This is a genomic window from Hyphomonas sp. UBA3195 (genome assembly GCF_002366485.1).
Classification (GTDB): Bacteria; Pseudomonadota; Alphaproteobacteria; order Caulobacterales; family Hyphomonadaceae; genus Hyphomonas.
Map to the genome: position 1 here is coordinate 25,132 of NZ_DEXB01000019.1, position 22,464 is coordinate 47,595.

A 22,464-nucleotide genomic window follows, 5' to 3' on the forward strand; every position below is an offset into this window, starting at 1 on the left:
ATGACTTCATTGCGAAAGATAGCCATTGCCGGTGCCGGCATTGGGGGACTGGCCGCGGCAGCTCTGCTTGCCCGAGCTGGCCACGACGTCACCGTCTATGACCAGTTCGATGCGCCAGGACCTGTTGGGTCTGGCCTGATCCTGCAAGAAACGGGGCTGACGATATTGGGCGAGCTCGGCTTGCGTGAGCGAGCCGAAACGCTGGGCGCGCCTATTCGGCGCCTGCATGGTCAGGCGGTCAATTCCGGGCGCACCGTGTTGGATGTCCGATATGATGCCATCCGGCCCAGCCTTCGGGGCATATCCATCCAGCGTCCCGTCCTGTTTGACCTGGTGTATCAAGCAGCCAGAGAGGCAGGCGCGAATATTGTCCCGTCCACACGGATCATCGCGGCTCAGGCCGTGGGAGGTTACCTGACCACAGGGGACGGAAAGACGTTGGGGCCGTTTGATCTTGTGGTTGATGCACTCGGTGTGCGCTCCCCGCTCTCATCTCGTCCGCGCAGCCAGCTCGCATATGGCGCGCTCTGGGCAACCCTTCCGTGGCAGGAGGGACATGGGTTTGAGCGGAACGCCTTGGCACAACGCTACCGGCAGGCCCGTCAGATGGCGGGGGTTATGCCATCAGGCCGCTCAGAGGAAGAGGGCGTGGACACGCTCACCTATTTCTGGTCCATCCGAACGGATCAGTATCAGGCATGGAAGCAGGCTTCCTTGTCAGCTTGGAAAGCAGAGGCGGTCGCGCTCTGGCCGGAAACGGCTGTCTTGCTGGACCAGTTGAAGAGTCACGCTCAGCTAACCTATGCAGAATATGACCATCGCACACACGCGCCTGCCGTAAACCAGCGGCTGGTGCACATCGGCGACAGCTGGCATGCGGCCAGCCCGCAACTGGGCCAGGGGGCCAACATGGCCTTGCTTGATGCTTATGCGCTGTCGCGGGCATTGTGCGTCCACGACGATCTGGACAGGCAATTGCGCCACTACACTTCAATGCGCTCAGGACACGTCAGAATGTTCCAGACTATGAGCTGGCTTTTCACGCCGGTCTACCAGTCCGATTCCACGATGCTTGCATGGTTACGCGATTGGCTGGCGGCCCCGATCAGCAAGATACCGCCCGCACCGAAAGTGCTCGCCGCCATGGTGTCGGGTGGAATGGGCAGGCCGCTCAACAGGCTTGGGCTCAAGGCTGGCGATGTATCATTCACTGCCGAGTGATTTGAGGCGGTACAGCAAGTCAAGCGCCTCACGCGGTGTCAGGGAGTCCGGGTCAATCTGTTGCAGCAACAGGTCGGATTCTGATGGTCCAATTATCTGATCCGCAGTGTCCTCGTCCGTGATCGGCGCAAGAGATGCGGCAGCAAAGAGGGGCAGGTTTTCGGGCGCGTCAGGTTCAGCCTCAAGCTGCTTCAGGATTTGCGCCGCCCGTTTGACGGCCTTCTTTGGAAGGCCTGCAAGCTTGGCCACTTGTACGCCGTAAGACTTGTCAGCCGGCCCGGCCTGAACTTCATGCAGGAAGACAAGGTCATCTTTCCATTCCTTGGCGCGGAGCGAAGCGTTGGCCGCACCGGGCAAGTCCTCAACCAGTTTGGTCAGCTCATGATAGTGAGTGGCAAACAGGGCCCGGGCCTTGTTGACCGAATGAAGGTGCTCGACTGCCGCCCAGGCGATGGCGAGACCGTCCCAGGTTGATGTGCCCCGGCCGACCTCGTCCATGATGACGAAACTGCGCTCCGTAGCCTGATTGAGAATGGCGGCGGTCTCAACCATTTCCACCATGAAGGTGGATCGCCCGCGTGCCAGATCGTCGGACGCGCCGACGCGCGAAAAGATCCGATCGACCAAGCCCAATGTCAGGGATCGCGCAGGCACGAAGAGCCCTGCTTGCGCCAGGATAACGGCCAGCGCGGCTTGTCTTAGATAGGTGGACTTACCGGCCATGTTCGGACCAGTCACGAGCAGGAGGCGCGTTCCGAAATCGCCCTCGGCACTTAGTCCCAGGTCGTTGGCGGTAAATCCCTTGCCATCTTTCTTGAGCGCAGCTTCGACCACCGGGTGGCGCAGCCCCGTGGCGTGAAATGTGGTTTCTTCTGTCAGTACGGGTCTGATCGCGTCGACCTCAAACGCCCATTCTGCTGAGGCTGCCGCGACATCGAGGTCCGCAATGGCGCCTGCAGTGCGGGATAGAGGCGAGTTTAGTGCATCGATTCGCTCACAAAACCCTTCGAAGACGGACATTTCACGCGCTTTTGCTTCGTCTTCTGCGCGGGAAAGCCTGCCCGCGAGTTCAGAAAGTTCCTGCGTAGAGAAGCGCACATTGCTGGCCAGGGTCTGACGATGGATGAAGGTTTCGGACAGAGGCGGCTTCATCAACGGGTCGCCATAGCGGGCCGGGACATCGACGAAATAGCCAAGCACATTGTTAAACTTGATCTTCAACGCGGTGATGCCGGTTTCGTCAGCGTAGCGAGCCTGTAGCGCTGCGATGATCTGGCGGCTGTCATCGCGCAGGCCACGGGCTTCATCGAGCGCCTCGTCCCAGCCGGGTGCAACGAACCCGCCATCTCGGGCGAGCGTGGGTGGGTTTTCCGAAAGGGCTGTCTCCAAATCCCGCGCGAGTGTGGCGAGGTCTTCGTCCTTGCTCAGGTCGAGTGCGGCAACAGCCTCATCGATTTTGTGCGGCAGGCCCGCAGAGCTGGCTGTCAGTTGGCTTGCCGCTTCATGTGCGGCAGTCAGTGCGCGCCCGATCGCGGCGAGGTCGCGCGGCCCACCCCGACCGAGGCGCAACCGTGTCCGCGCACGTTCCAGATCCGGCGCAGCCTTCAAGCTGGCACGGACGGATTCCACCGCGTCGCGATCATCCGCAAACCAAGCCACAGCGTCATACCGCGCATCAATCTCCACCCGGTCGACACAGGGACGCGAAAGACGCGAGGCCAGAAGCCGCGCGCCCGGTGCGGTGACGGTCCGGTCGATTGTGCCCAGCAGGGATCCGTCGCGGTCGCCGCGCATGGATCGGTCGATCTCCAGGCTCGTGCGGGTTGCTGGATCAATCGCTAGATAGCCCTCTGCGCGTGCTCGAATGGGTGGGTCCAATCGGATGTCGCTGCCTGCTTGGGTGAGCTTCACGTAATCCAGCAATAGGCCGATTGCTGCGAGTTCTGCGCGGCCGAAGTCGCCGAGCGCTTCCAGCGCAGCGATTCCGAATGTTTCTTTGAGAAGGGCTTCGCCTGATTTGTACGTCGCGCTGCGGGCGGGCCGGAAGGTCACTGGTGCGGTGGAGAGCGCAGTCGCATTTGCGATGGCAGGTTTGTCGATATCGCCCTCGGACACCAACAGTTCAGACAATGGATAAGCCATCAGGCTGTCAGCAAGCGTGTTCGCTGCGAGCGCGGAGACATCAAATCGTCCGGTGGAGACATCGCAGACGGCGATGGCCGCTTCGGCTCCGCCGCCTCCTATGGCAATCGCGGCCAGCGCCTGATCCTGATTAGCGGGCAGTAGGGCGTCTTCGGTCAGCGTTCCGGGCGTAACAATGCGGACGATGTCCCGGTTTACGATGGATTTCGATCCGCGCTTCTTGGCCTCTGCGGGGCTCTCTGTCTGCTCGCAAACGGCAACCCGGCATCCGGCCTTGATCAGGCGCGCCAGATAACCCTCGGCGGCATGATAGGGCACGCCTGCCATGGGGATGGGTTTGCCTTCGTACTCGCCTCGTGACGTCAGCGTTATGCCGAGCACTTTCGAGGCCTGAACCGCGTCGTCGAAGAACAGTTCGTAAAAGTCGCCCATCCGGAAGAAGAGCATGGCATCTTCATGCCGCGCCTTGATCGACAGGTATTGCGCCATGAACGGGCTTGGCGCAGGAGTGGGTTTCGAGGGAGCAGAAGTGTCGGCCATGGGCCGGGACGCTATCGTCAGTGCCGGAGATTCGCAAAGCCTCGCACCAGCTTGCGCGCGACAAAGTGATCATATCGCACCGAATGGCCCGTTTTACGGTTGGCATGGCTTTCGCACCGGCCTAGTTTGCCGCCTCAATTGAAACTTTTTGCAAAAACGGATTTGCCGCGCGATGACCACTAAACGGCCGAGCTTCACAGACCAGGAAGCCCTCGATTTTCACTCGCAGCCACACGCCGGCAAGATCTCCATGGCGCCGACCAAGCCTATGGGTACGCAGCGTGACCTGTCTTTGGCCTATAGTCCCGGCGTTGCGGTGCCCGTGCTTGCCATCGCGGAAGACGAAGACCGGGCCTACGATTATACCGCCAAGGGCAATCTGGTCGCGGTCATTTCCAACGGTACTGCCATCCTCGGCCTCGGCAATCTTGGGCCGATGGCGTCCAAACCGGTGATGGAAGGCAAGTCTGTCCTGTTCAAACGGTTTGCCGATATCGACAGTTTCGACGTCGAGGTCAGCACGACAGACGTCGAAGAGTTCATCATGACGGTCCGGAACATCGGTTCCACGTGGGGCGGCATCAACCTGGAAGATATCTCGTCTCCGGACTGTTTCATCATCGAGAGCCGTCTGCGCGAAGACCTCGACATTCCGGTGTTTCATGATGACCAGCACGGCACGGCGATTATTGCCGCGGCCGGCCTTATCAATGCCTGCCACATTACGGGTCGGGAACTGAAAGATCTGAAAGTCGCCGTCTCGGGGGCAGGGGCCGCCGGTCTTTCCTGTGCAGGACTGATTCGCCATCTCGGCGTGAAGCCTGAGAATATCCTGATGTGTGACTCCAGCGGTGTTGTCTATGAGGGACGCACCGAGAAGATGGACCAGTTCAAGTCCGCCTTTGCCGTAAAAACCACAAAGCGAACGCTCGCAGAAGCAATCGAAGGCGCTGACGTGCTGTTGGGCCTGTCCGCGAAGGGCGCTGTCTCGAAAGAGATGGTCAAGTCGATGGCCAAGGACCCGATCATCTTCGCCATGGCCAATCCCGACCCTGAAATCACGCCGGAAGATATCAAGTCGGTTCGTGATGATGCGATCATTGCCACCGGCCGGTCGGATTATCCCAATCAGGTCAACAATGTTCTGGGTTTCCCGTACATCTTCCGCGGCGCGCTGGACGTGCGTGCGCGTGGCATCAATGAAGAGATGAAGGTTGCAGCTGCACGGGCAATCGCTGAGCTGGCGCGCGAAGACGTGCCGGATGAAGTGGCGGCTGCATACCATGGCGCGCGCCCAAGCTTCGGGCGTGAATACATTATCCCAACCCCGTTTGATCCGCGCCTGATCAGCTTCATTCCGCCTTTCGTGGCGCAGGCCGCCATGGATACCGGCGTGGCTCGCAAACCGATTGATGACATGGAAGCCTACCGGCATTCGCTGGCCCGCCGCGCGGATCCGTCCGCTTCCTTCATTCAGGGGGTTCAGGCTCGCTGTAAGGAGCTGCAGCGCCGCATCGTGTTTGCTGAGGGTGAAGAGCCCGCCGTCGTTCGCGCCGCGTTCAGCTTCAAGAACCAGGGGCTTGGTCATCCGATCCTGATTGGTCGCGAGGCTCAGGTCGAGCGCGCCATGGAGCAGATGGGTATCCAGCCCGGTACACTTGAGATTCTAAATGCGCGCCTGTCTGACAACAATCCGGTCTACACGGACATGCTGTATGCTCGCCTCCAGCGCGACGGCTATTTGAAGCGGGATGCCCAGCGTCTCGTGAACCAGGACCGCAATGTCTTCGGCTGTTGCATGCTGAAGAATGGCGACGCTGATGGCATGGTCACGGGTGTGACCCGTAACTATGACGTCGCCTTGAACGACTCGCTGCTGGTGCTCGATCCGATACCGGGACAGGCCATAATTGGCATGTCGATGGTGATTAACCGGGGGCGGACGGTCTTCATCGCAGACACTAGCGTCACCGAGCTGCCGCAGGGCGAAGACCTTGCCAATATCGCCATAGAGGCCGCCCGAGGCGTCCGCTCACTTGGCTTCTCGCCGCGCGTGGCATTCCTGTCCTATTCGACCTTCGGCAACCCGATGGGCGAGCGCGGCGAAAAGGTGCGCGATGCCGTTGCCATCTTGGATGGCATGAAGGATGTCGACTTCGAATATGAAGGTGACATGAGCGCGGATGTTGCGTTGAACACCAGCCACAAGCTGCTCTACCCATTCTCGCGCCTGACTGGTCCGGCAAATGTGTTGGTCATGCCAGCCATTCACGCCGCATCTATCTCGACCAAGCTTCTGGAATCGATGAGCCGCGCCACGGTGATTGGGCCAATGCTGCTGGGTCTAGAAAAGCCGGTACAGATTGCATCGCTCGGCGCAACGGTCGGTGACATTGTGAACCTCGCAACGATTGCGGCCTTTGATGTGGATCACGTGCACGGCGGCTAACGTCATCGTCACGAAATTCCCCAGCGTCAGGACTCGCAGGCGGCGAGTGGCTCACCTATAGTCATACCAAGCATATGGACCACAGGGAGGCCCGAACGGCATGAAGGAATACAAGCAGTTCTATATCGACGGTGCATGGGTTGATCCCGTTGAGCCGCGCACGTTGGAAATCGAGAACCCAGCCACTGAAGAAAACTTCGCGGTCATTTCGATTGGTTCCAAGGCCGATGTCGATAAGGCCGTTGCCGCAGCTCGGAAGGCTTTCCCGGCATTTTCGCAGACCAGCGTGGAATACCGCGCCGAGCTGCTCGAAAAGATCGCTGCAGGCATTCAGGCGCGTATGCCGGAAATGGCAGAAGCGATCTCGAACGAGATGGGCGCGCCGATGTGGCTTGCCAATGCGGCGCAAGTGCCTGCCGGTATGGGGCATTTTGCGACCACTGCAGCCATTCTGCGTGATTATCAGTTCGAGGAGCTGAAGGGTACGACGCTGCTTCGCAAGGAGCCAATCGGCGTTTGCGGATTCATCACGCCTTGGAACTGGCCGCTGAACCAGATCGCCTGCAAGGTTGCTCCGGCAATTGCTGCAGGGTGCACCATGGTGCTCAAGCCGTCCGAAATCGCGCCGCTCGACGCGATGATCCTGACGGAAATCATGCACGAGGCCGGTGTGCCGAAGGGCGTATTCAACCTCGTCAACGGAGATGGTCCGGGTGTCGGTTCGGCGCTGTCCTCACACCCTGACGTCGACATGATGAGCTTCACCGGTTCCACACGCGCAGGTGTGCTTGTGGCTCAGGCGGCTGCGCCGACCGTAAAGCGCGTCGCACAGGAACTCGGCGGCAAGAGCCCGAATATTATCCTGCCATCCGCAGACCTCGAGAAGGCTGTCGGTGGCGGTGTTATGCAGATGATGACGAATACGGGTCAGTCCTGTAACGCGCCATCGCGCATGTTCGTCCAGAAGGACCAGCAGGACCAGGCGATTGCGATCGCAAAGGCAGCGGCTGAATCGGTAAAAGTGATGATGCCAGGTGAAGCCTCACCGGGCGCTATCGGTCCGATTTCGAACGGCAACCAGTACCAGAAGGTTCAGGATCTGATCGAGACCGGCATCAAGGAAGGCGCGACGCTGGTCGCCGGTGGACCAGGCCGTCCGGAAGGCTTCAACAAGGGCTATTTCGCGCGTCCAACCGTGTTTGCGAATGTCACCAATGACATGACCATTGCGCGTGAGGAAATCTTCGGGCCAGTGCTCGTCATGATCCCATATGAGGATGTGGATGACGCTGTCGAAATGGCCAATGACACAGTCTATGGCCTGGCAGGCTATGTGCAGGGCGCTGAAGATGAAGCCCGCAAAGTGGCCAACCGCATTCGTGCCGGTCAGATTCAGGTCAATGGTGCGCGGCCAGACTTCACGGCACCATTCGGTGGCTACGGCCAATCCGGCAACGGCCGGGAATGGGGCGAGCATGGCTTTGAGGAGTTTCTCGAAGTCAAGGCAGTCATGGGCTACAAGGCCGCCTAGTCGGTTTCACGGCTGAAAATATTATGGGGCGGCCTTCGGGTCGCCCTTTTTGTTTGCCTGATTGACATCGATCAGGCGGCTCTCTGAATTGTGAAGCCAATTCAACTAGTGTTCAGCTAACTTCCCCCATACATTACAGGAAACATCGCTTTGGAGGGTGATATTCCATGCCCAAATTCAAGCTTACAGGTGCAATCGCTGCCTTGGCCGTGCTCGGCGCCTGCGCGACCGCAACGCCATATCAGGCCGCTCTGGATGGCGATCGCGGCTATTCGGAAATGAAGATCGAGGACAATCGGTTCCAGGTCGAGTTTTCCGGAAACTCCCTGACAGATCGAAAGACCGTAGAGACCTATTTGCTCTACCGGGCTGCGGAGCTGACCCGACTGAACGGGTATGACCACTTCCGGGTCGTACGCCGCGACACAGATTCTGAAAGCCGCCTTGTGCCGGTTGGCGGAGGCTCGCCCTATTACGACCATTTCCACCTGAATTACAGATACTTCGGCCCTTATGCGGCCTACTATCATGACCCATTCCGTCGGTCTCGCTATTCTGCGTTTGGACCTTATGACGCTTATTGGGGCGGCCCACGGGAATACCGTGAGCGGACGAGCTATGTCGCGTCTGCAGAAATCCTTATGGGTAAGGGCGAAAAGCCCGCCGATGCCGCCTATTTTGATGCAGAGCAAGTTGTCTTCAATCTCAGCCCAAACATCATGAGACCGGAGCTGAAATAGTCGTCGACCCGCGAATTCGCATTGCAGCCCCGCCATTTGGCGGGGCTTTTTTCTGGTCTGGACACTGGCCATTCCTTTGCAGGAGGCCCAGATAGGGCCCTTGAGAATCTCAAGAAAGCCTGTCGAACCCATGCCGGACTCTGAAATGCCCGTTCCTGAGCCGCGCACCTTGCAAGGTGCCCATGGTCGACCTGTGCCGGGGCGCACGGAGATGGTCGTCATGGTTGCGGCGCTGATGGCGCTTAACGCGCTCGCCATTGACATCATGCTGCCTGCACTGGGTGAGATCGCGGATTCGATCGGTCTGACAGGTGCTTCCCCGGAGGATGCCAATCGTCAGCAGATGATTGTGTTTTCCTATGTATTGGGCTTCGGCGCGCCTCAACTCGTTTGGGGGCCGATCTCCGACCGCTTCGGTCGGCGCGTCCCCTTGTTCGTCGGATTGGTTGGTTACTCGCTGACTGCGCTACTCTGTATCGCGCTAAAGGATTTTCATGCGCTGCTTGCTGCGCGTTTCCTGCAGGGCGTTTTTGCTTCAGGCGCCCGGCTTGTGGCTGTTTCGGTCGTCCGTGATCTTTATGCAGGCCGGCGTATGGCGGGTTTCATGTCATTGGTCATGACCATTTTCATGGTTGTGCCCATGATCGCGCCTGCCATGGGTCAGCTGATCCTGTTCGTCGCCCCCTGGCAATGGATATTCGGCGTCCTTGCCTTGTTCGGCGGGCTTTTGCTTGCATGGACATGGTTGCGCTTGCCAGAAACCCTGGCGCCCGAGGCGCGCAATCCTCTGAATGTTTCGTCTGCCGCCAGCAGCTATATGGCAGTCATACGTAGTCGCATCACGTTCGGTTACATGTGCGCTTCCGGTGTCATATTCGGCGCATTGTTCTCATTTATCGGATCTTCAGAGCAGATCTTTCGGGATGTCTTCGGCCAGGAAGAAACATTCGCGTTCTGGTTTGCTGGTGTGGCAGGTGCGCTCGCATGCGCAAATCTGTTCAACTCCCGCGTGGTTGAAAGAATTGGCATGCGCCGCATCAGTCATGCCGCAATGGTGTTCTTCATCATCATGTCGACGTCGCTGGCGCTGGTGACGCATTTCTTCGGCGAGAGCCTGTTATGGTTTTTCCCGATGTTCGCGATGACATTTGCCTGTTTTGGCCTGATGGGTGCAAACTTCTCGGCGCTCGCCATGGAGCCGTTAGGCAAGATTGCAGGCACGGCTTCCGCAGCTTACGGCTTCGCCACGACGACAGTTTCGAGCATTCTCGGAATTCTGATCGGAAGCTACTACAATGGCACGACGGTGCCGCTCGTTCTCGGGTTTGCGTGTCTTGGGGTGGGCTCGCTCGTGATCGTATTGATCACCGAGAAGGGCAAATTGTTCAGCTCTCGCTGAGCTTGGCTTGCCGGCGCTTTCGGGCGGCCGGTTCGCGAATGCGAGACAAGGGCCGAACCTGGCTTTCCAGATGCTCGATGATCAGGCCGGCAATGTCTTTGCCGCTGGCCGATTCGATGCCTTCGAGACCCGGCGAAGAGTTTACTTCCAGCACTTTGGGGCCTTTTTCGGTTTGCAGCAGGTCGACACCTGCGACGCGCAAACCCAGTACTTTGGCGGCCTCCCGGGCCGTGTCGCGTTCGGTGCGGGACAGCCTGATGGTTGAGGCTGTTCCGCCGCGATGGAGGTTTGAGCGGAACTCGCCCTTCTGGGCCTGGCGCTTCATTGCGCCGACCACTTTGTTGCCGACGACGAACGCCCGAACATCGGTGCCTGCAGCTTCTTCGACGAATTCCTGTACCAGAAAGTTTGCTTCCAGACCCCGGAAGGCATCAATCAGGCTTTCCGCAGCCTTGCGGGTCTCGGCGAGCACGACGCCCTTGCCTTGCGTGGATGAGAGCAATTTCACCACCACAGGCGCGCCTCCCGCCAGCGAGATCAGATCCTTGGTGTCTTTCGGACTGTGCGCAAAGGCCGTGACCGGCATGTCGATCTTGGCGCGGGCAAGCAGTTGGTGCGCCATCAGCTTGTCGCGCGAATGGCCGATCGCACTGGCACTGTTCAAGCAGAATGCGCCGGTATTGGTGAACTGTCGCAGCACGGCCAAGCCGTAATCTGTAATCCCTGCCCCGATGCGCGGAATCACCGCGTCATAGCGGGGCAGTGCCTTGCCATCATAGTGGACTTGCGGATGTGTCGTGCCAATCTGCATGTAACAGCGTGCGGTATCGATGGCCTCGATCACGTGGCCTCGCTCCTGTGCCGCTTCGATGAGGCGCAGACTTGAATAATTCCGCGGCTCGCGCGTGAGCAACGCAATGCGCAATGGACGTTTGACGGGCTTCTTTTTTGGCAGGCCCGCATAGGCTGCAAAGTCGAGTTTCGGCTGAAGGAAAGACGCGTTTGCGTTGACGATCATGTCCGGCTGAATCGCGCCGCGGCCGAACAGCATGCGGTAGGTCATGCTCTCGCGATTGGTCAGCGTCAGCTGGATCGGCCAGCGGCGTCCGCCCATCTCGACATCGGTCTGGATCACATAACGCAGCTCGGTGTCCCCATTGGAGCTGGTCACGTCGCGGCGGTCTACAACCGGCGCGGAACATGTGATTTCCAAGCCCGGATCACTCGGGTCCGGTTGGATCAGGAATCTCACCTGTGGTGCATCGGCAGGCCCGAATGGCTCAATGACGCTGGCGTGCAGCGCAGACGTGCGCGCGCCGGTATCCACCTTCGCCTTGATCGCGGGCAAGCCGAGATCGGGCAGAGTCAGCCACTCTTCCCAGCCGAGTTGGAACGGGTCTGATTGCGACATTATGAAAGCCTTCCTGCCAGTTCGCGCCCGATAAAGGTGAACCGGCAGGTATTCAATCTCTTATCCGCAGAACGCAGCGGATCAGCCTTCGACCAGCCAGGCTTTCTCGACGATTCCGACCACGTCGCCCATGATTTCGGTGATCTTGAAATCCTTGGGCGTGTAGACACGGGCAATGCCCATCTGGCGCAGGGCACGGGCATCTTCCGGCGGAATGATGCCGCCGATGACGACCGGCACGTCTCCGAGGCCGACCGCGCGCAGCTCGGCAATTGTTTCGCGTACCAGATCAAGGTGGCTGCCAGAGAGAATGGACAGCCCAACGACATGTGCATTCGCTTCTTTGGCCTGCGCAGCAATCTCCGACGGCGTGAACCGGATGCCCTCATAGACGACATTCATGCCGACTTCCCGGCCCCGTGCCGCGATCTGTTCGGCGCCGTTGGAATGGCCGTCGAGGCCCGGCTTGCCGAGCACATAGGTCAGCTGGCGCCCGAGCGCTTCGGAAACACGCTCGACGTCCTTGCGGACAGCGGCCGCATCTTCCTCGCCATCGGTCTTGATAACCATGGCGACGCCCGTGGGTGCTCGGAATTCGCCAAACACGTCCCGCATTGCCGTACCCCATTCACCTGTCGTGACGCCGGCCTTCGCGCAGGCAATCGAGGGCTCCATGATATTGGTCCCGTCCTGTGCGGCTTGCTTCAGCGCTGCGAGCACATTTTCAACGGCGCTTGCATCGCGTTTGCTGCGCCATTCTTTCAGGTCGCGAACCTGAGCGGATTCCTCTGCCGGGTCGACCGTCTGGATCGATCCGTCGCCGCCTGCGAGTGGGCTCTCCGCCGTCTCGACATAGCGGTTGACGCCAACCACGGTCAGATCACCGCTCTCAATCGCCTTGATGCGATCAATATGTGCGCCGACGAGGCTCTCCTTCATATGGTCGATGGACTGGATTGCGCCGCCCCGCGCATCGAGGTCAGCCAGCGTATCCCGGGCCAGCGCCTTCAGCTCTTCTGTTTTGGATGCGATGACATGGCTGCCGTCGAAGATGTCTTCGTATTCCAGGAGGTCTGTTTCATAGGCGAGGATCTGCTGCAGACGCAGCGACCATTGCTGGTCCCACGGGCGTGGCAGGCCCAGCGCCTCATTCCAGGCCGGCAGCTGCAGGGCCCGGCAGCGAGCCTTCTTCGACAGGGTGACGGCCATTGCCTCGATCAGGATGCGATAGACATTGTTTTCAGGCTGCGGCTCGGTCAGGCCAAGCGAGTTCACCTGCACGCCATAGCGGAATAGCAGCGCCTTCGGACTGGTCACGCCATAGCGTTCGCGGCCAATCTCTTCCCAGAGTTCCACAAAGGCACGCATCTTACAAAGTTCCGTAACGAAACGAACTCCGGCGTTCACGAAGAAGGAAATTCGACCGAAGACCGTTTCAAAGTCTGATTCCGGAACCTGCCCTCCGGCTTTTACGGTATCCAGCACCGAGATTGCCGTGGCCAAAGCATAGGCGAGTTCCTGTTCCGGCGTCGCGCCCGCTTCCTGCAAATGGTAAGAGCAGACATTCATCGGATTCCATTTCGGGACCTCGGTGTAGCACCAGCTGACCATATCCGAGATCAGACGCAGGCTCGGTTCCGGCGGGAATACATAGGTGCCGCGCGAGAGGTATTCCTTCACAATGTCATTCTGAGTGGTGCCGCGCAGTTTCTTGCGATCATCTCCGCGCTCATCCGCCAGTGCCACATACAGCGCCAGCATCCAGGCGGCTGGCGCATTGATCGTCATTGATGTGTTCATCTCTTCCAGCGGCAGCTGGTCGAACAGGAGGCGCATGTCGCCGAGATGCTTGACCGGCACGCCCACTTTGCCAACTTCGCCCTTGGAGAGGATGTGGTCTGCGTCATACGCGGTCTGGGTGGGCAGGTCGAAGGCAATCGACAAGCCTGTCTGACCCTTGGCGAGGTTGCCGCGATACAGTTCGTTGGATTTTGTTGCCGTTGAATGTCCGGCATAGGTCCGGAAAATCCACGGGCGGTCCGGTGCGTGCTGGTATGCTTTATCCATGTCTGCCACGGAATTCTCCCCTTGTTATGTTGCGGCGCAGCATGCCGCGTGCAACGTCACAAGGCAAGCGCTGCTGCTTGCGTCAGGATGTCTGAACAACCAGATGTAGGCGAGAGGAGATTGCCGTGAACCCACCGACCAATGTGATCCAGACTGCCCTGCTTTTGCGGATTGTCGCTATCCTGGCCTTTCCGGTCGGTGTGGTGATTGCAGCGCTGATGGAGCGTAGTGTGCTCATGGTCGCCTTGCTCGCAGCGGGCATGTTGGCGGTCAGCTGGGTCGAGCGGTTTCGACTGCACCGGTTGTCCGGGAATGAGGGGTACCCCGCCATCACGGGATTATGGCCCGGCTTTGCTGTGCGAGCAGGCTTTCTGGCTGGCCTGTTCATTGTCAGCCTTGGCGTGCTCGCTCTGTTTCGTGAGACCATTCTGGCGCGGGGGCTCGGTCTGACTGATCTTGGTCTTTTTTCTGCCGTGGCTGGCGTTGCTCTGCTGGCCAATGCCATCAGCGCGCGCATGGCGACCCGGGAAGTGTCGAGTGTCGTGGCCCAGATGAACGCCAATATCACGCCGCCGGGCGGGGCGTCTCAGGCTGGCGAAGGGCCGGGTGAAATCATCGAAGGCGAAGTGATCGACCGCGACTGAAACGGGTATGGTCTCGTTACCGCAAACATTCATGAGCACCATGCGATTCCAAGCGGTTTCGTGAGGGCTGCAAATCGGCTATACGGCGCGGGCTCTAAAGGAATTTCCCCTCAATGTCTGACATGATTGGCCTGATGGCCGCAGCTCTGACGACCCTGTCTTTCCTGCCTCAGGCCCTGATGGTCATTCGCACCGGAAGGACTGATGGGATTTCGCTGATCATGTATGCGATGTTCACTACCGGCGTCGCAGGTTGGCTGGTCTATGGCATTCTGTTGGGATCGCTCCCCATGATCGTGGCCAATAGCGTTACGCTGCTGTTGGCCAGTATGATCCTGGCCCTCAAAGTGCGTCACTCGCTTCAGGCCAAAGCCCAAGCCGCGACCTTTTCCACATCAGCGCCAATCGCCTCATAATAGAGGCGCTGTACTTGCCGCGTAACAGCGCCCGGCTTGCCGGTGCCGACCGGTCGATCCTCCAGCTGTATGACAGGCGCAATCATAGCCCCCGCTGAGGTCGTGAAAATCTCCTTGGCAGCGTATGCCTCATCCGGTGTGAAGGCGCGCTCCTCGATATCCAGTCCCTGATTGCGAAGCCGGGCAATGACATGGGCGCGCGTAATTCCGGGCAGTATGTCGCTGGACAGATTGCGCGTGATGATCCGGCCCTCCTCGGTCACGATCCATGTATTGGCTGAGGCCGCTTCGGTGACGTGGCCGTCCTCGACCATGAACGCGGTTTCGGCGCCGGCTTCGCGCGCAGCGCGGTAGGCGAGGGCCTGCGACAGGAGTTGAGTTGTCTTGATATCGCGCCGACGCCAGCGAATGTCGTTCAGGAAGATGGCGCGAATGCCCTGCTCGGCTTTCTCACTGATCAGGGGGCGATGATCCGCATACAGGAAAATTGTGGGTGTGAAGGTCTCCGGGCCAGCAAAATCCCGGGAGTCGTAGGCGCCTGCTGAAACTTCGAGATAGATCAGTCCCTCTGAAAGGCCGTTGCGGGCGATCAACTGGCTGTGAATGTCCTCCCACGCGGCCGCGTCATGTGGGTTAGGGATCGAAATTGCTTCCAGCGTGTTGCCGAGGCGCGACACATGACCTTCGAAATCGATCAGTTTTCCGCCGTAAACAGCGGTCACTTCATAGGCTGCGTGGGAAAACAGGAATCCCCGGTCCAGCGGGGAGATCAGGGCGTCTTTCCGCTGGGTGAAGACTCCGTTCAGATAAACCGTGTCGCCGATAGACATGATTGCAACGCCCCTTTTTCGAAATTTGTGCAGCGCAACAAAATTCTTGCAAGCTCTTCGTTCAGCGGCCAAGGTGGCGGGAACCGGGTGGTTTGTGAAGCCACGAATAATTGTGCGCCAGACCATCCCGGAAATGTAATCAAGGAGGAGGGCCCCCCTGCCATGGCAAGGGAAACCAAAGATATTTACGAGCTCGGCGAGATCCCGCCGGAGTTCCACGTTCCGAAGATGATGCACGCTTGGGCGATCCGCCGGGACCGTCACGGACGTCCATCAACGGCGATGCAACTGGAGCAGGTTCCGGTTCCGGAAATCGATTCCGACGAAGTGCTGGTGCTCGTGATGGCAGCTGGCGTGAACTATAATGGCATCTGGGCCGCACTTGGCGAGCCGATGTCCGTATTCGACGTTCACAAGCAGGATTTCCACGTTGCAGGGTCCGACGCGTCCGGGATCGTATGGGCTGTCGGTCGCAAAGTGACACGCGTGAAGCCGGGTGACGAAGTGGTCATCCACTGCAACCAGGATGATGGCGACGACGAGGAATGTAATGGCGGCGACCCGATGTTCTCGCCCAGTCAGCGTATCTGGGGCTACGAAACTCCAGACGGCTCCTTCGCCCAATTCTGCCGCGTGCAGGCGCGCCAATGCATGCCGCGCCCCAAGCATCTGACCTGGGAAGAGAGCGCCTGCTACACACTGACGCTTGCCACAGCCTACCGCATGCTGTTCGGCCACCGCCCGCACATCGTGAAGCCGGCAGACAATGTCCTTGTCTGGGGCGCCTCGGGCGGCCTTGGCAGCTTCGGTGTCCAGCTTTGTGCTGTCACGGGGGCGAACGCGATTGGGGTCGTCGGAAGCGATGACAAGAAAGAGCATGTGCTCAGTCTCGGTGCCAAAGGCGTGCTCAACCGCAAGGACTTCAATTGCTGGGGGCAGCTGCCAACGGTGAATGGTCCGGAATTCAATGACTATATGAAAGAGAGCCGAAAGTTCGGCAAGGCGATCTGGGAACTCACTGACAAGAAGGATGTCGACATCGTCTTCGAACATCCGGGTGAGTCGACTTTCCCTGTGTCTGTGTTCGTTGTGAAGCGTGGCGGCATGGTCGTCATCTGCGCCGGCACGACCGGCTTCAACCTGACCATGGATGCGCGCTTCCTCTGGATGCGGCAGAAGCGGGTACAGGGCAGCCATTTCGCAAACCTGAAACAGGCAAGCGCCGCGAACCAATTGGTGATCAACCGGCGCATTGATCCGGGCATGTCCGAAGTCTTCCCGTGGGAAGACATTCCGGCCGCGCACGACAAGATGCTGGACAACAAGCATCTGCCTGGAAACATGGCTGTTCTGGTGACCTCACCAAAGCCGGGTCTCCGAACGGTTGAAGATGTTCTGGCGGTAAACGGCCAAGCCTAGTAACAGGCCGTATGGCCAGACCGGACGCTGATTCGTTTGCCCGTGAATGGGTAGCAGCCTGGAATGATCACGACCTCGACGCTGTGCTGTCGCACTATGCCGACGGGGTCGTGTTCCATTCGCCGCGCATTGCGCTGGTGATGGGGACGGATGAGGATTTCCTGACTGGAAAAGCGGGGCTGCGCAAATACTGGCAGGCCGCAATGGCCAGCGCGAGTGATCTGTATTTTGAACTGGAAGACGTGTTGACCGGATCAGACGCGATCACGTTGCTTTACACCAACCATCGCGGCCAGAACGCGGCTGAAACTTTTATTTTCGATGAGGATGGCGAAATCTGTATCGCTGTCGCGACCTACGGCTAAAGCTCGTCCATGCCGCCCGGATTGCGCCGACGGCGGACCAACCACATAACGCCCCGCAAATCGGACAGGGCATCGGCCAATCGGCCAAAATTCGTATAGTTCGATGTTCCGCTACGACGCTCGCGATGATTCACGTCGCGATATTCCACATCGAAGCCTTCGGCCTGCATCAGGGCAGGGACGTAGCGATGGATATGATCGAAATAGGGCAACCTCAGGAAGGCTTCCCGATAGATCGCCTTCACGCCACAGCCGGCATCGTCGCAATCATCCCGCAGCAGGCGTTTGCGGATCTTGTTGGCAAAACTGCTGCCAAACCGCTTCCAGGCAGTGTCTTTACGCTTGGTGCGGCGGCCCATAACCATTTTCAGCGATTCCGGCGCATCTGCCCGCGTCAGCTGGCGGTACAGGTCTGGCAGATCGGCTGGATCGTTCTGTCCATCGCCATCCAGCGTGCCAATCACCGGCGCGCGCGCCGCCATTATTCCGGAACGGATGGCCCGGCTCTGCCCGGCATTGTTGCGGTGCCCGATCACGCGCAACATCGGAAAGCGCTCCTTCAGTTCGATCAGGCGTGCCCGCGTGTCATCGGTCGACGCATCATCGACGAACACCATTTCGAATGCGCGCCCATCGAGCGCGCGGTGAATCTCGGTGATCAGGGATTCGACATTGCCGGATTCATTATGAACCGGAACAACGATGGAAAATTCAAGCGACTGGGCCACGGCTGGCACCTTTCAGGCAGGGGCTCGCGAGCGCGCGAGGCAGGTTTCGCACGCTCATACAAAGCGATTTGACGCAAGGCGAGCCCTGCGGCGCATTTGTCACGCTAGGAATCTCAGCGCAAAACCCTGAAGACGCGCGGACATGAACAAGGTAAATGGCAATCATGACTTTGCTTGATCGACTTTCCACCGGCTGGAAACCCTGGTTCGTCCTGTTCATCCTCACATTCGGCGCTGCTGCGCCCGGCGTGTTCAATTTGCCTGCCCTCGACAGGGATGAGAGCCGGTTTGCGCAGGCCTCGAAGGAAATGCTGGAGGAGCAGGATTATATCCGCATCCAGTATCAGGATGAGCTCCGCAACAAGAAGCCGGCAGGCATTCACTGGCTGCAGGCCGCCTCGACGGCAGTGTTTACGGGGCCCGAGGCAAAGCAGATCTGGACCTATCGCGTGCCGAGCTGGTTGGGGGCCGCCTTCGGAACGCTTGCCTGTTTCTGGGCCGGACTGGTCCTGGTTGGGCGAAGGGCCAGCTTTGTCGGCTCAGCCCTGTTCGGCGCGACGCTCCTTCTGACATCGGAAGCGCACATCTCGAAAACAGACGGAATGCTCGTTTTCCTGACAACGCTCAGCATAGGTGCGCTTGCGCGCCTTTATATGCGCCGTGACCAGTCGAAAAAGATGGCGCTGCTCTTCTGGTTTTGCATGGGCACCAGCTTCCTGATCAAGGGGCCAGTGACGCCGATGGTGGCCGCCTATGCCGGGATCGGGGCATGGGTTTGGGCCAAGGCGACAGATGGTAAGGGAGGCGACTGGTGGCGCGTTTTGCTCTGGTGGCCGGGGCCAGCGATTTTCGTGGCAATGGTGCTGCCCTGGTTTCTCTGGATTCAGGCTGCGACTGATGGGCAATACATCAAGGGCGCGGTCGGCAAGGATCTGAAAGACAAGTTCACCGGCGCCTCTGAGGGGCATGGTGGCTGGCCATTCTACCATCTTACCCATATTCCGGCCTGGTTCTTCCCGGCGACCCTGTTCATCATTCCCGGCTTTGTGGCGGCGTGGAAGACGTTGAAGCCCATCAAGCCGCAAGGCGCGGCATGGCTGAAGCACGTTTTGTTGGTGGGCGCGGCATTGTTCGCGGTCTTGTTGATCTTGAGTTATCTGCTGCCCTTCCTGCCGCGCCCGGCAGGAACGGGACTGGCAGCACAAGCGCTGAACACAATTGCCACCCTCAAGCCGCTGCCAGCATGGCCAGCAGTCTTGCTCGCCTATTTCTGGTGGGTGTCGGGGCGCGACACATGGATGGCGAAGCATCCGGTCGGAGAAGCGATCATACCTGACGAGACGCGCGCGGTCCGCATGCTTGTGGCCTGGGCGGTCCTGACCTATGCCTTCTTCGAACTGATGCCGACCCTACTCAGTCACTACATCCTTCCGGCCTATCCTGCCTTCGGACTGCTCGCAGGCTATGCAGCGGCTAAAATGATGGAAGGGGAATTGTGGCCCGTCACGCGATGGGCGTCCCTGATCCTGTTCGCGTTGGGGGCGATCCTCTTACTTGCCGCCTCATTCCCCGGTGTGACAACCTATTTCATGGCGGAAACGGCGGGCGATTTCTCGACAGCCTTTCCCGAAGACGTGCTCGCATCATGGGCGGATTATCGGGCGTTCCCACTTTGGTTCTGGTGGATCGGCTTTGGCCTTTGTGGAGTTGCCATCATCGAGTTCAGTCGGCGCCATGAGTGCAATGCTGCCATGTTCGCCATCTATGCGGCCGTCGCAATCGGCTGGCATATCCGCATCTTCATGCTGCCGAGCCAGGTCTGGGTGCAGCCGACCGAAACGGCGCGGTTGGCGCTGGAGGATGTCTGCGGTGTGCCGGGCGAGGCGTGTGACTGGCAGCCGCCGGAACGCATCCTGGCGCTTGGCTATGCCGAGCCCTCCTATGTGCTGACCCTTGGCACGCAGAATCTCCACCCGCCGGAAACCCCGCTCGACCTGCCTCAAGACCCGTCCGCTTATCCGGTTGTCTATCTCGTCAATTTCGAGGATCGCAAGGCCGAGCCGCCGATCGAAGACGAGATCCGCCATTTGCGCGCTCAGGCCGACCAGATGCGCCTCTGTGTCACCGAGACCGAGCCTTACTATGCGTTGAATTATTCGAACGGGGACCCGGTCAATTTCCGGGTCCTCCGCTTCGATTATGGCGACTGCCCAGGTTGATTTCTAGAACTCGTAGCCGATCCGCACGCCATAGGTGCGCGGGTCGGAACGGAATGTGTCATACCCGATAAAGCCATAGCCTGAGACGGCATAGTCTTCATCGGTCAAGTTCCGTCCCCATACGGTCAAGCTGAGACCGGTATCTGTAAACACGAAGTTCGCCTCTGCCTGCAGGGTCGTGAAGCCGTCCTGCATGCGGCTGTCCAGGCCCTCTGGGTCGAGATAGTAATCACCGCGATACTTGGCGTGTGCGGCGAGGCTGGCCTCGATCGTTTCCGTAACCGCGAACTCGTAGCGTCCGCCGAGGGTGGCGGAGACATCTGGTGCGAAGGGGAGGGGGTTGCCGTCAAATGTGTCGGCATTTCCGCCAATGTCGGACGACTGATCAATCTCGGTTTCCAGAAGCGTCAAGCCACCATCCAGCGAAAGTTGCTCCGTAGCCTGCCATGCCAAATCGACTTCCACCCCGTAGGATGTCGCTTCATCGAGATTGGACAGCGAGTTGGACGTAATGCTTGAACCGTCGGGCAAGGCGAAGTTCACGAAGATGCGCGCCTGCGGGTCTTGATAATCCTGAAGAAATGCAGCGATGCTGTAAGTGAACGTATCGTCTGGTCGGCTCTTGTAGCCGACCTCATAGGCTGTGACGGTCTCTGCGTCGAACAAGCCCGCATCAGCGAAATGAGTGGCGTTATTCTGGACTTCGCCATTGAAGCCGCCCGATTTGTAGCTGTTGGAAACCGAGACATAAGCGTTGCCTTGGCCGAGTTCGTAGGAGAGGGCCGCGTTGCCCGAAAGCCGCGTCTCTTCGATCTCGTTCGCGCCTGCCGCCAGGCCGAGACCCCCGACATTATTGAAGCCAATCGTGCCATCCTCAAAGATGTGACGGCCGCTTCCCTGACCCTCAATCCGCTCATGCGTTACCCGCGCGCCGAGTGTAGCGGTCAACCGATCAGAGAGGTCGAATTCATTATAGGTGAAGGCGGCCAGAGCCGAACGGTCCTGCCTGATATCTGTGACCAGAGTCATCGCGCGTGCATCTGAGGTCGGGGTTGGCCCTGCCCGGCTGGCGGCGCCGACATAAGGACAGGTGCCGAGCAGCGTGTCGGCATCCAGGTCGCCGCACCAGATCGTATAGGTCTGGCTGAAATCTTCCAGCGATCCCGATACACCGATCATGGTGCTGGCGCCGTCCCAGTCTGTCTGCAGGCGGAATTCCTGCGAGAACTGCCGGAAGTCGCGGATATAGGCGAGGTTGGCGTTGAAGTTCGGATTGTCGAACAGGGCGACAGCCCCGTCAAAATCAAACCCGTAATCCTGATTGTACCCCTCGAAGGCCGTGAGAGATGTCAGCGTCCACCGCCCGACAGCGCGCTCATATTGGGCCGAGACGCCATAGAATTCATTGTCGGTATCCTGAACGCCGTCACGGCCCACCGCGATCTCATGGTCGTTAAGGTCAAGCGTATCATTGCGCGGCGCGGCATTGACGCCATTGTCTTCCTCATAGTGCGTGCGCACGAGCAGGGACCCACCAAACGCCTTGTCCCAATTGAGGCCGAGGCGCAAACCGAATTCATCCCGCACACCGCCCGCATCTTCCGGGCCGGCAACATTGTCGAGTGCGGCGTCGCGCGACAGGTACCGCCCGGCGAGGCGATAGCTGAAGCCATTATCGTAGTGCTCCCCATAGGCGCCATCCAGGTCAGCGCGATTCAGGTTGCCATAGCCCGCCCGAACATACCGGCGCTGGTCCTCGCCAGGTTTCGCGGAGATGAAATTGATCGCGCCCCCGGACGCGTTGCGGCCATACAGCGTGCCTTGCGGGCCTTTCAGAACTTCCACACGGGCAAGATCATACAGCATCAGGCCCGTCTGGACGTTGGTCGCCAGATAGACGCCATCGGAATAGACCGCAGCGGCGGTGGGCGTCAGGGCCTGATGGTCAACCGCGCCGATGCCGCGAATCTGGAAGGCGACCTGCGTACCGTTTGCGACAGCGGCCTCAACCCCGGTCAGCAGGTCAGTCATGTCCTCGGCACTGACATAAGCATCCGCCAGCGACAGATCCCTGGTATCAATCACGCTGACGGACATCGGAATGTCTGTCAGAGGCGTGGCGCTCGGGGTGGCGGTGGTGACGATCGTGTCCAGCCGGTTCACCGGGTCATCGGACTGGGCCGCGGCTGGGAGGGCAAAAGCGAGGAGGGCGAGCGGGGCGACTGAGCACTGAAATTTTTTCATGAGCGGCGATTACCAGCCGTTCAGAATGCGACGCAACTGCATTTAGCTGATGCCGAGGCTGCGTCAGCCAAAGCGACGTATTCTGGCAACACTATTACA

General features: G+C 59.4%; 16 protein-coding genes. 10 read left to right on the plus strand and 6 right to left on the minus strand.

The window, feature by feature from the left end:
* On the plus strand, nt 1-1,221 hold the full coding sequence (locus tag B2344_RS06440) for an FAD-dependent oxidoreductase (protein WP_082823436.1): 1,221 nt from the start codon (nt 1-3) through the stop codon (nt 1,219-1,221).
* Here the strand turns inward: B2344_RS06440 and mutS are convergent.
* The gene (mutS, locus tag B2344_RS06445; RefSeq protein ID WP_290484866.1) at nt 1,204-3,903 is read right to left on the minus strand and encodes a DNA mismatch repair protein MutS; all 2,700 of its coding nucleotides are present in this window, start codon (nt 3,901-3,903) and stop codon (nt 1,204-1,206) included. The genes B2344_RS06440 and mutS overlap by 18 nt on opposite strands.
* Before the next feature lie 172 nt (nt 3,904-4,075).
* On the opposite strand from mutS, the gene B2344_RS06450 reads away from it, so the two are divergent.
* From B2344_RS06450 to B2344_RS06465, 4 genes are all read left to right on the plus strand, one after another.
* Complete coding sequence (locus B2344_RS06450) at nt 4,076-6,352, plus strand: NADP-dependent malic enzyme (protein WP_290483380.1); 2,277 nt, start codon at nt 4,076-4,078, stop codon at nt 6,350-6,352.
* Between the two features lie 100 nt (nt 6,353-6,452).
* Nucleotides 6,453-7,883 (plus strand): aldehyde dehydrogenase family protein, encoded by a 1,431-nt coding sequence (locus B2344_RS06455; protein WP_034817621.1) that lies wholly within the window; start codon nt 6,453-6,455, stop codon nt 7,881-7,883.
* Nucleotides 7,884-8,050: 167 nt separating this feature from the next.
* The gene (locus B2344_RS06460) at nt 8,051-8,623 is read left to right on the plus strand and encodes a CC0125/CC1285 family lipoprotein (RefSeq protein ID WP_034817622.1); all 573 of its coding nucleotides are present in this window, start codon (nt 8,051-8,053) and stop codon (nt 8,621-8,623) included.
* Nucleotides 8,624-8,753: 130 nt separating this feature from the next.
* On the plus strand, nt 8,754-10,022 hold the full coding sequence (locus B2344_RS06465) for a multidrug effflux MFS transporter (protein WP_242517444.1): 1,269 nt from the start codon (nt 8,754-8,756) through the stop codon (nt 10,020-10,022).
* Here the strand turns inward: B2344_RS06465 and rimK are convergent.
* A complete protein-coding gene (gene rimK, locus B2344_RS06470; protein ID WP_034817624.1) occupies nt 10,009-11,433 on the minus strand; it encodes a 30S ribosomal protein S6--L-glutamate ligase in 1,425 nt (474 codons plus the stop codon). The two genes, B2344_RS06465 and rimK, sit on opposite strands and share 14 nt — an antisense overlap.
* A gap of 81 nt (nt 11,434-11,514) precedes the next feature.
* Nucleotides 11,515-13,500, minus strand: a complete 1,986-nt coding sequence (locus tag B2344_RS06475) for a protein meaA (RefSeq protein WP_290483387.1) — start codon at nt 13,498-13,500, stop codon at nt 11,515-11,517.
* A gap of 125 nt (nt 13,501-13,625) precedes the next feature.
* Here B2344_RS06475 and B2344_RS06480 point away from each other — a divergent pair, with 125 nt between their 5' ends.
* On the plus strand, nt 13,626-14,144 hold the full coding sequence (locus B2344_RS06480; protein ID WP_290484867.1) for a hypothetical protein: 519 nt from the start codon (nt 13,626-13,628) through the stop codon (nt 14,142-14,144).
* 113 nt (nt 14,145-14,257) lie between these two features.
* Nucleotides 14,258-14,560, plus strand: coding sequence for a SemiSWEET transporter (locus tag B2344_RS06485; RefSeq protein WP_034817631.1), 303 nt, complete (start codon nt 14,258-14,260; stop codon nt 14,558-14,560).
* On the opposite strand, the gene B2344_RS06490 is transcribed toward B2344_RS06485, so the two are convergent.
* Entirely contained in the window at nt 14,506-15,390 is an 885-nt protein-coding gene (locus B2344_RS06490) for an aminotransferase class IV (protein WP_290484868.1), read from the minus strand. The genes B2344_RS06485 and B2344_RS06490 overlap by 55 nt on opposite strands.
* Nucleotides 15,391-15,552: 162 nt before the next feature.
* Between B2344_RS06490 and ccrA the strand changes: the two genes are divergently transcribed.
* Entirely contained in the window at nt 15,553-16,809 is a 1,257-nt protein-coding gene (gene ccrA / locus B2344_RS06495; protein WP_034817636.1) for a crotonyl-CoA carboxylase/reductase, read from the plus strand.
* A gap of 11 nt (nt 16,810-16,820) precedes the next feature.
* Nucleotides 16,821-17,174 carry a nuclear transport factor 2 family protein gene (locus tag B2344_RS06500; protein ID WP_034817639.1) on the plus strand — a complete coding sequence of 118 codons (354 nt, stop codon included), beginning with the start codon at nt 16,821-16,823 and terminating at the stop codon, nt 17,172-17,174.
* On the opposite strand, the gene B2344_RS06505 is transcribed toward B2344_RS06500, so the two are convergent.
* Entirely contained in the window at nt 17,171-17,902 is a 732-nt protein-coding gene (locus B2344_RS06505; protein WP_084333547.1) for a glycosyltransferase family 2 protein, read from the minus strand. The genes B2344_RS06500 and B2344_RS06505 overlap by 4 nt on opposite strands.
* Before the next feature lie 164 nt (nt 17,903-18,066).
* Between B2344_RS06505 and B2344_RS06510 the strand changes: the two genes are divergently transcribed.
* On the plus strand, nt 18,067-20,121 hold the full coding sequence (locus B2344_RS06510; protein WP_290484869.1) for an ArnT family glycosyltransferase: 2,055 nt from the start codon (nt 18,067-18,069) through the stop codon (nt 20,119-20,121).
* A gap of 3 nt (nt 20,122-20,124) precedes the next feature.
* Here the strand turns inward: B2344_RS06510 and B2344_RS06515 are convergent, their stop codons facing one another.
* Nucleotides 20,125-22,365 carry a TonB-dependent receptor gene (locus tag B2344_RS06515; protein WP_290484870.1) on the minus strand — a complete coding sequence of 747 codons (2,241 nt, stop codon included), beginning with the start codon at nt 22,363-22,365 and terminating at the stop codon, nt 20,125-20,127.
* Nucleotides 22,366-22,464: the final 99 nt, after the last annotated feature.

Excerpts from the sequence above, each read along its gene's own strand:
- B2344_RS06450 (WP_290483380.1), top strand. The coding sequence starts at position 4,076 with ATGACCACTAAACGGCCGAGCTTCACAGACCAGGAAGCCCTCGATTTT.
- B2344_RS06515 (WP_290484870.1), bottom strand. The coding sequence starts at position 22,365 with ATGAAAAAATTTCAGTGCTCAGTCGCCCCGCTCGCCCTCCTCGCTTTT.
- B2344_RS06455 (WP_034817621.1), top strand. The coding sequence starts at position 6,453 with ATGAAGGAATACAAGCAGTTCTATATCGACGGTGCATGGGTTGATCCC.
- mutS (WP_290484866.1), bottom strand. The coding sequence starts at position 3,903 with ATGGCCGACACTTCTGCTCCCTCGAAACCCACTCCTGCGCCAAGCCCG.
- B2344_RS06465 (WP_242517444.1), top strand. The coding sequence starts at position 8,754 with ATGCCGGACTCTGAAATGCCCGTTCCTGAGCCGCGCACCTTGCAAGGT.
- ccrA (WP_034817636.1), top strand. The coding sequence starts at position 15,553 with ATGGCAAGGGAAACCAAAGATATTTACGAGCTCGGCGAGATCCCGCCG.
- B2344_RS06475 (WP_290483387.1), bottom strand. The coding sequence starts at position 13,500 with ATGGATAAAGCATACCAGCACGCACCGGACCGCCCGTGGATTTTCCGG.
- B2344_RS06490 (WP_290484868.1), bottom strand. The coding sequence starts at position 15,390 with ATGTCTATCGGCGACACGGTTTATCTGAACGGAGTCTTCACCCAGCGG.
- B2344_RS06460 (WP_034817622.1), top strand. The coding sequence starts at position 8,051 with ATGCCCAAATTCAAGCTTACAGGTGCAATCGCTGCCTTGGCCGTGCTC.
- B2344_RS06485 (WP_034817631.1), top strand. The coding sequence starts at position 14,258 with ATGTCTGACATGATTGGCCTGATGGCCGCAGCTCTGACGACCCTGTCT.
- B2344_RS06440 (WP_082823436.1), top strand. The coding sequence starts at position 1 with ATGACTTCATTGCGAAAGATAGCCATTGCCGGTGCCGGCATTGGGGGA.
- B2344_RS06500 (WP_034817639.1), top strand. The coding sequence starts at position 16,821 with ATGGCCAGACCGGACGCTGATTCGTTTGCCCGTGAATGGGTAGCAGCC.
- B2344_RS06510 (WP_290484869.1), top strand. The coding sequence starts at position 18,067 with ATGACTTTGCTTGATCGACTTTCCACCGGCTGGAAACCCTGGTTCGTC.
- rimK (WP_034817624.1), bottom strand. The coding sequence starts at position 11,433 with ATGTCGCAATCAGACCCGTTCCAACTCGGCTGGGAAGAGTGGCTGACT.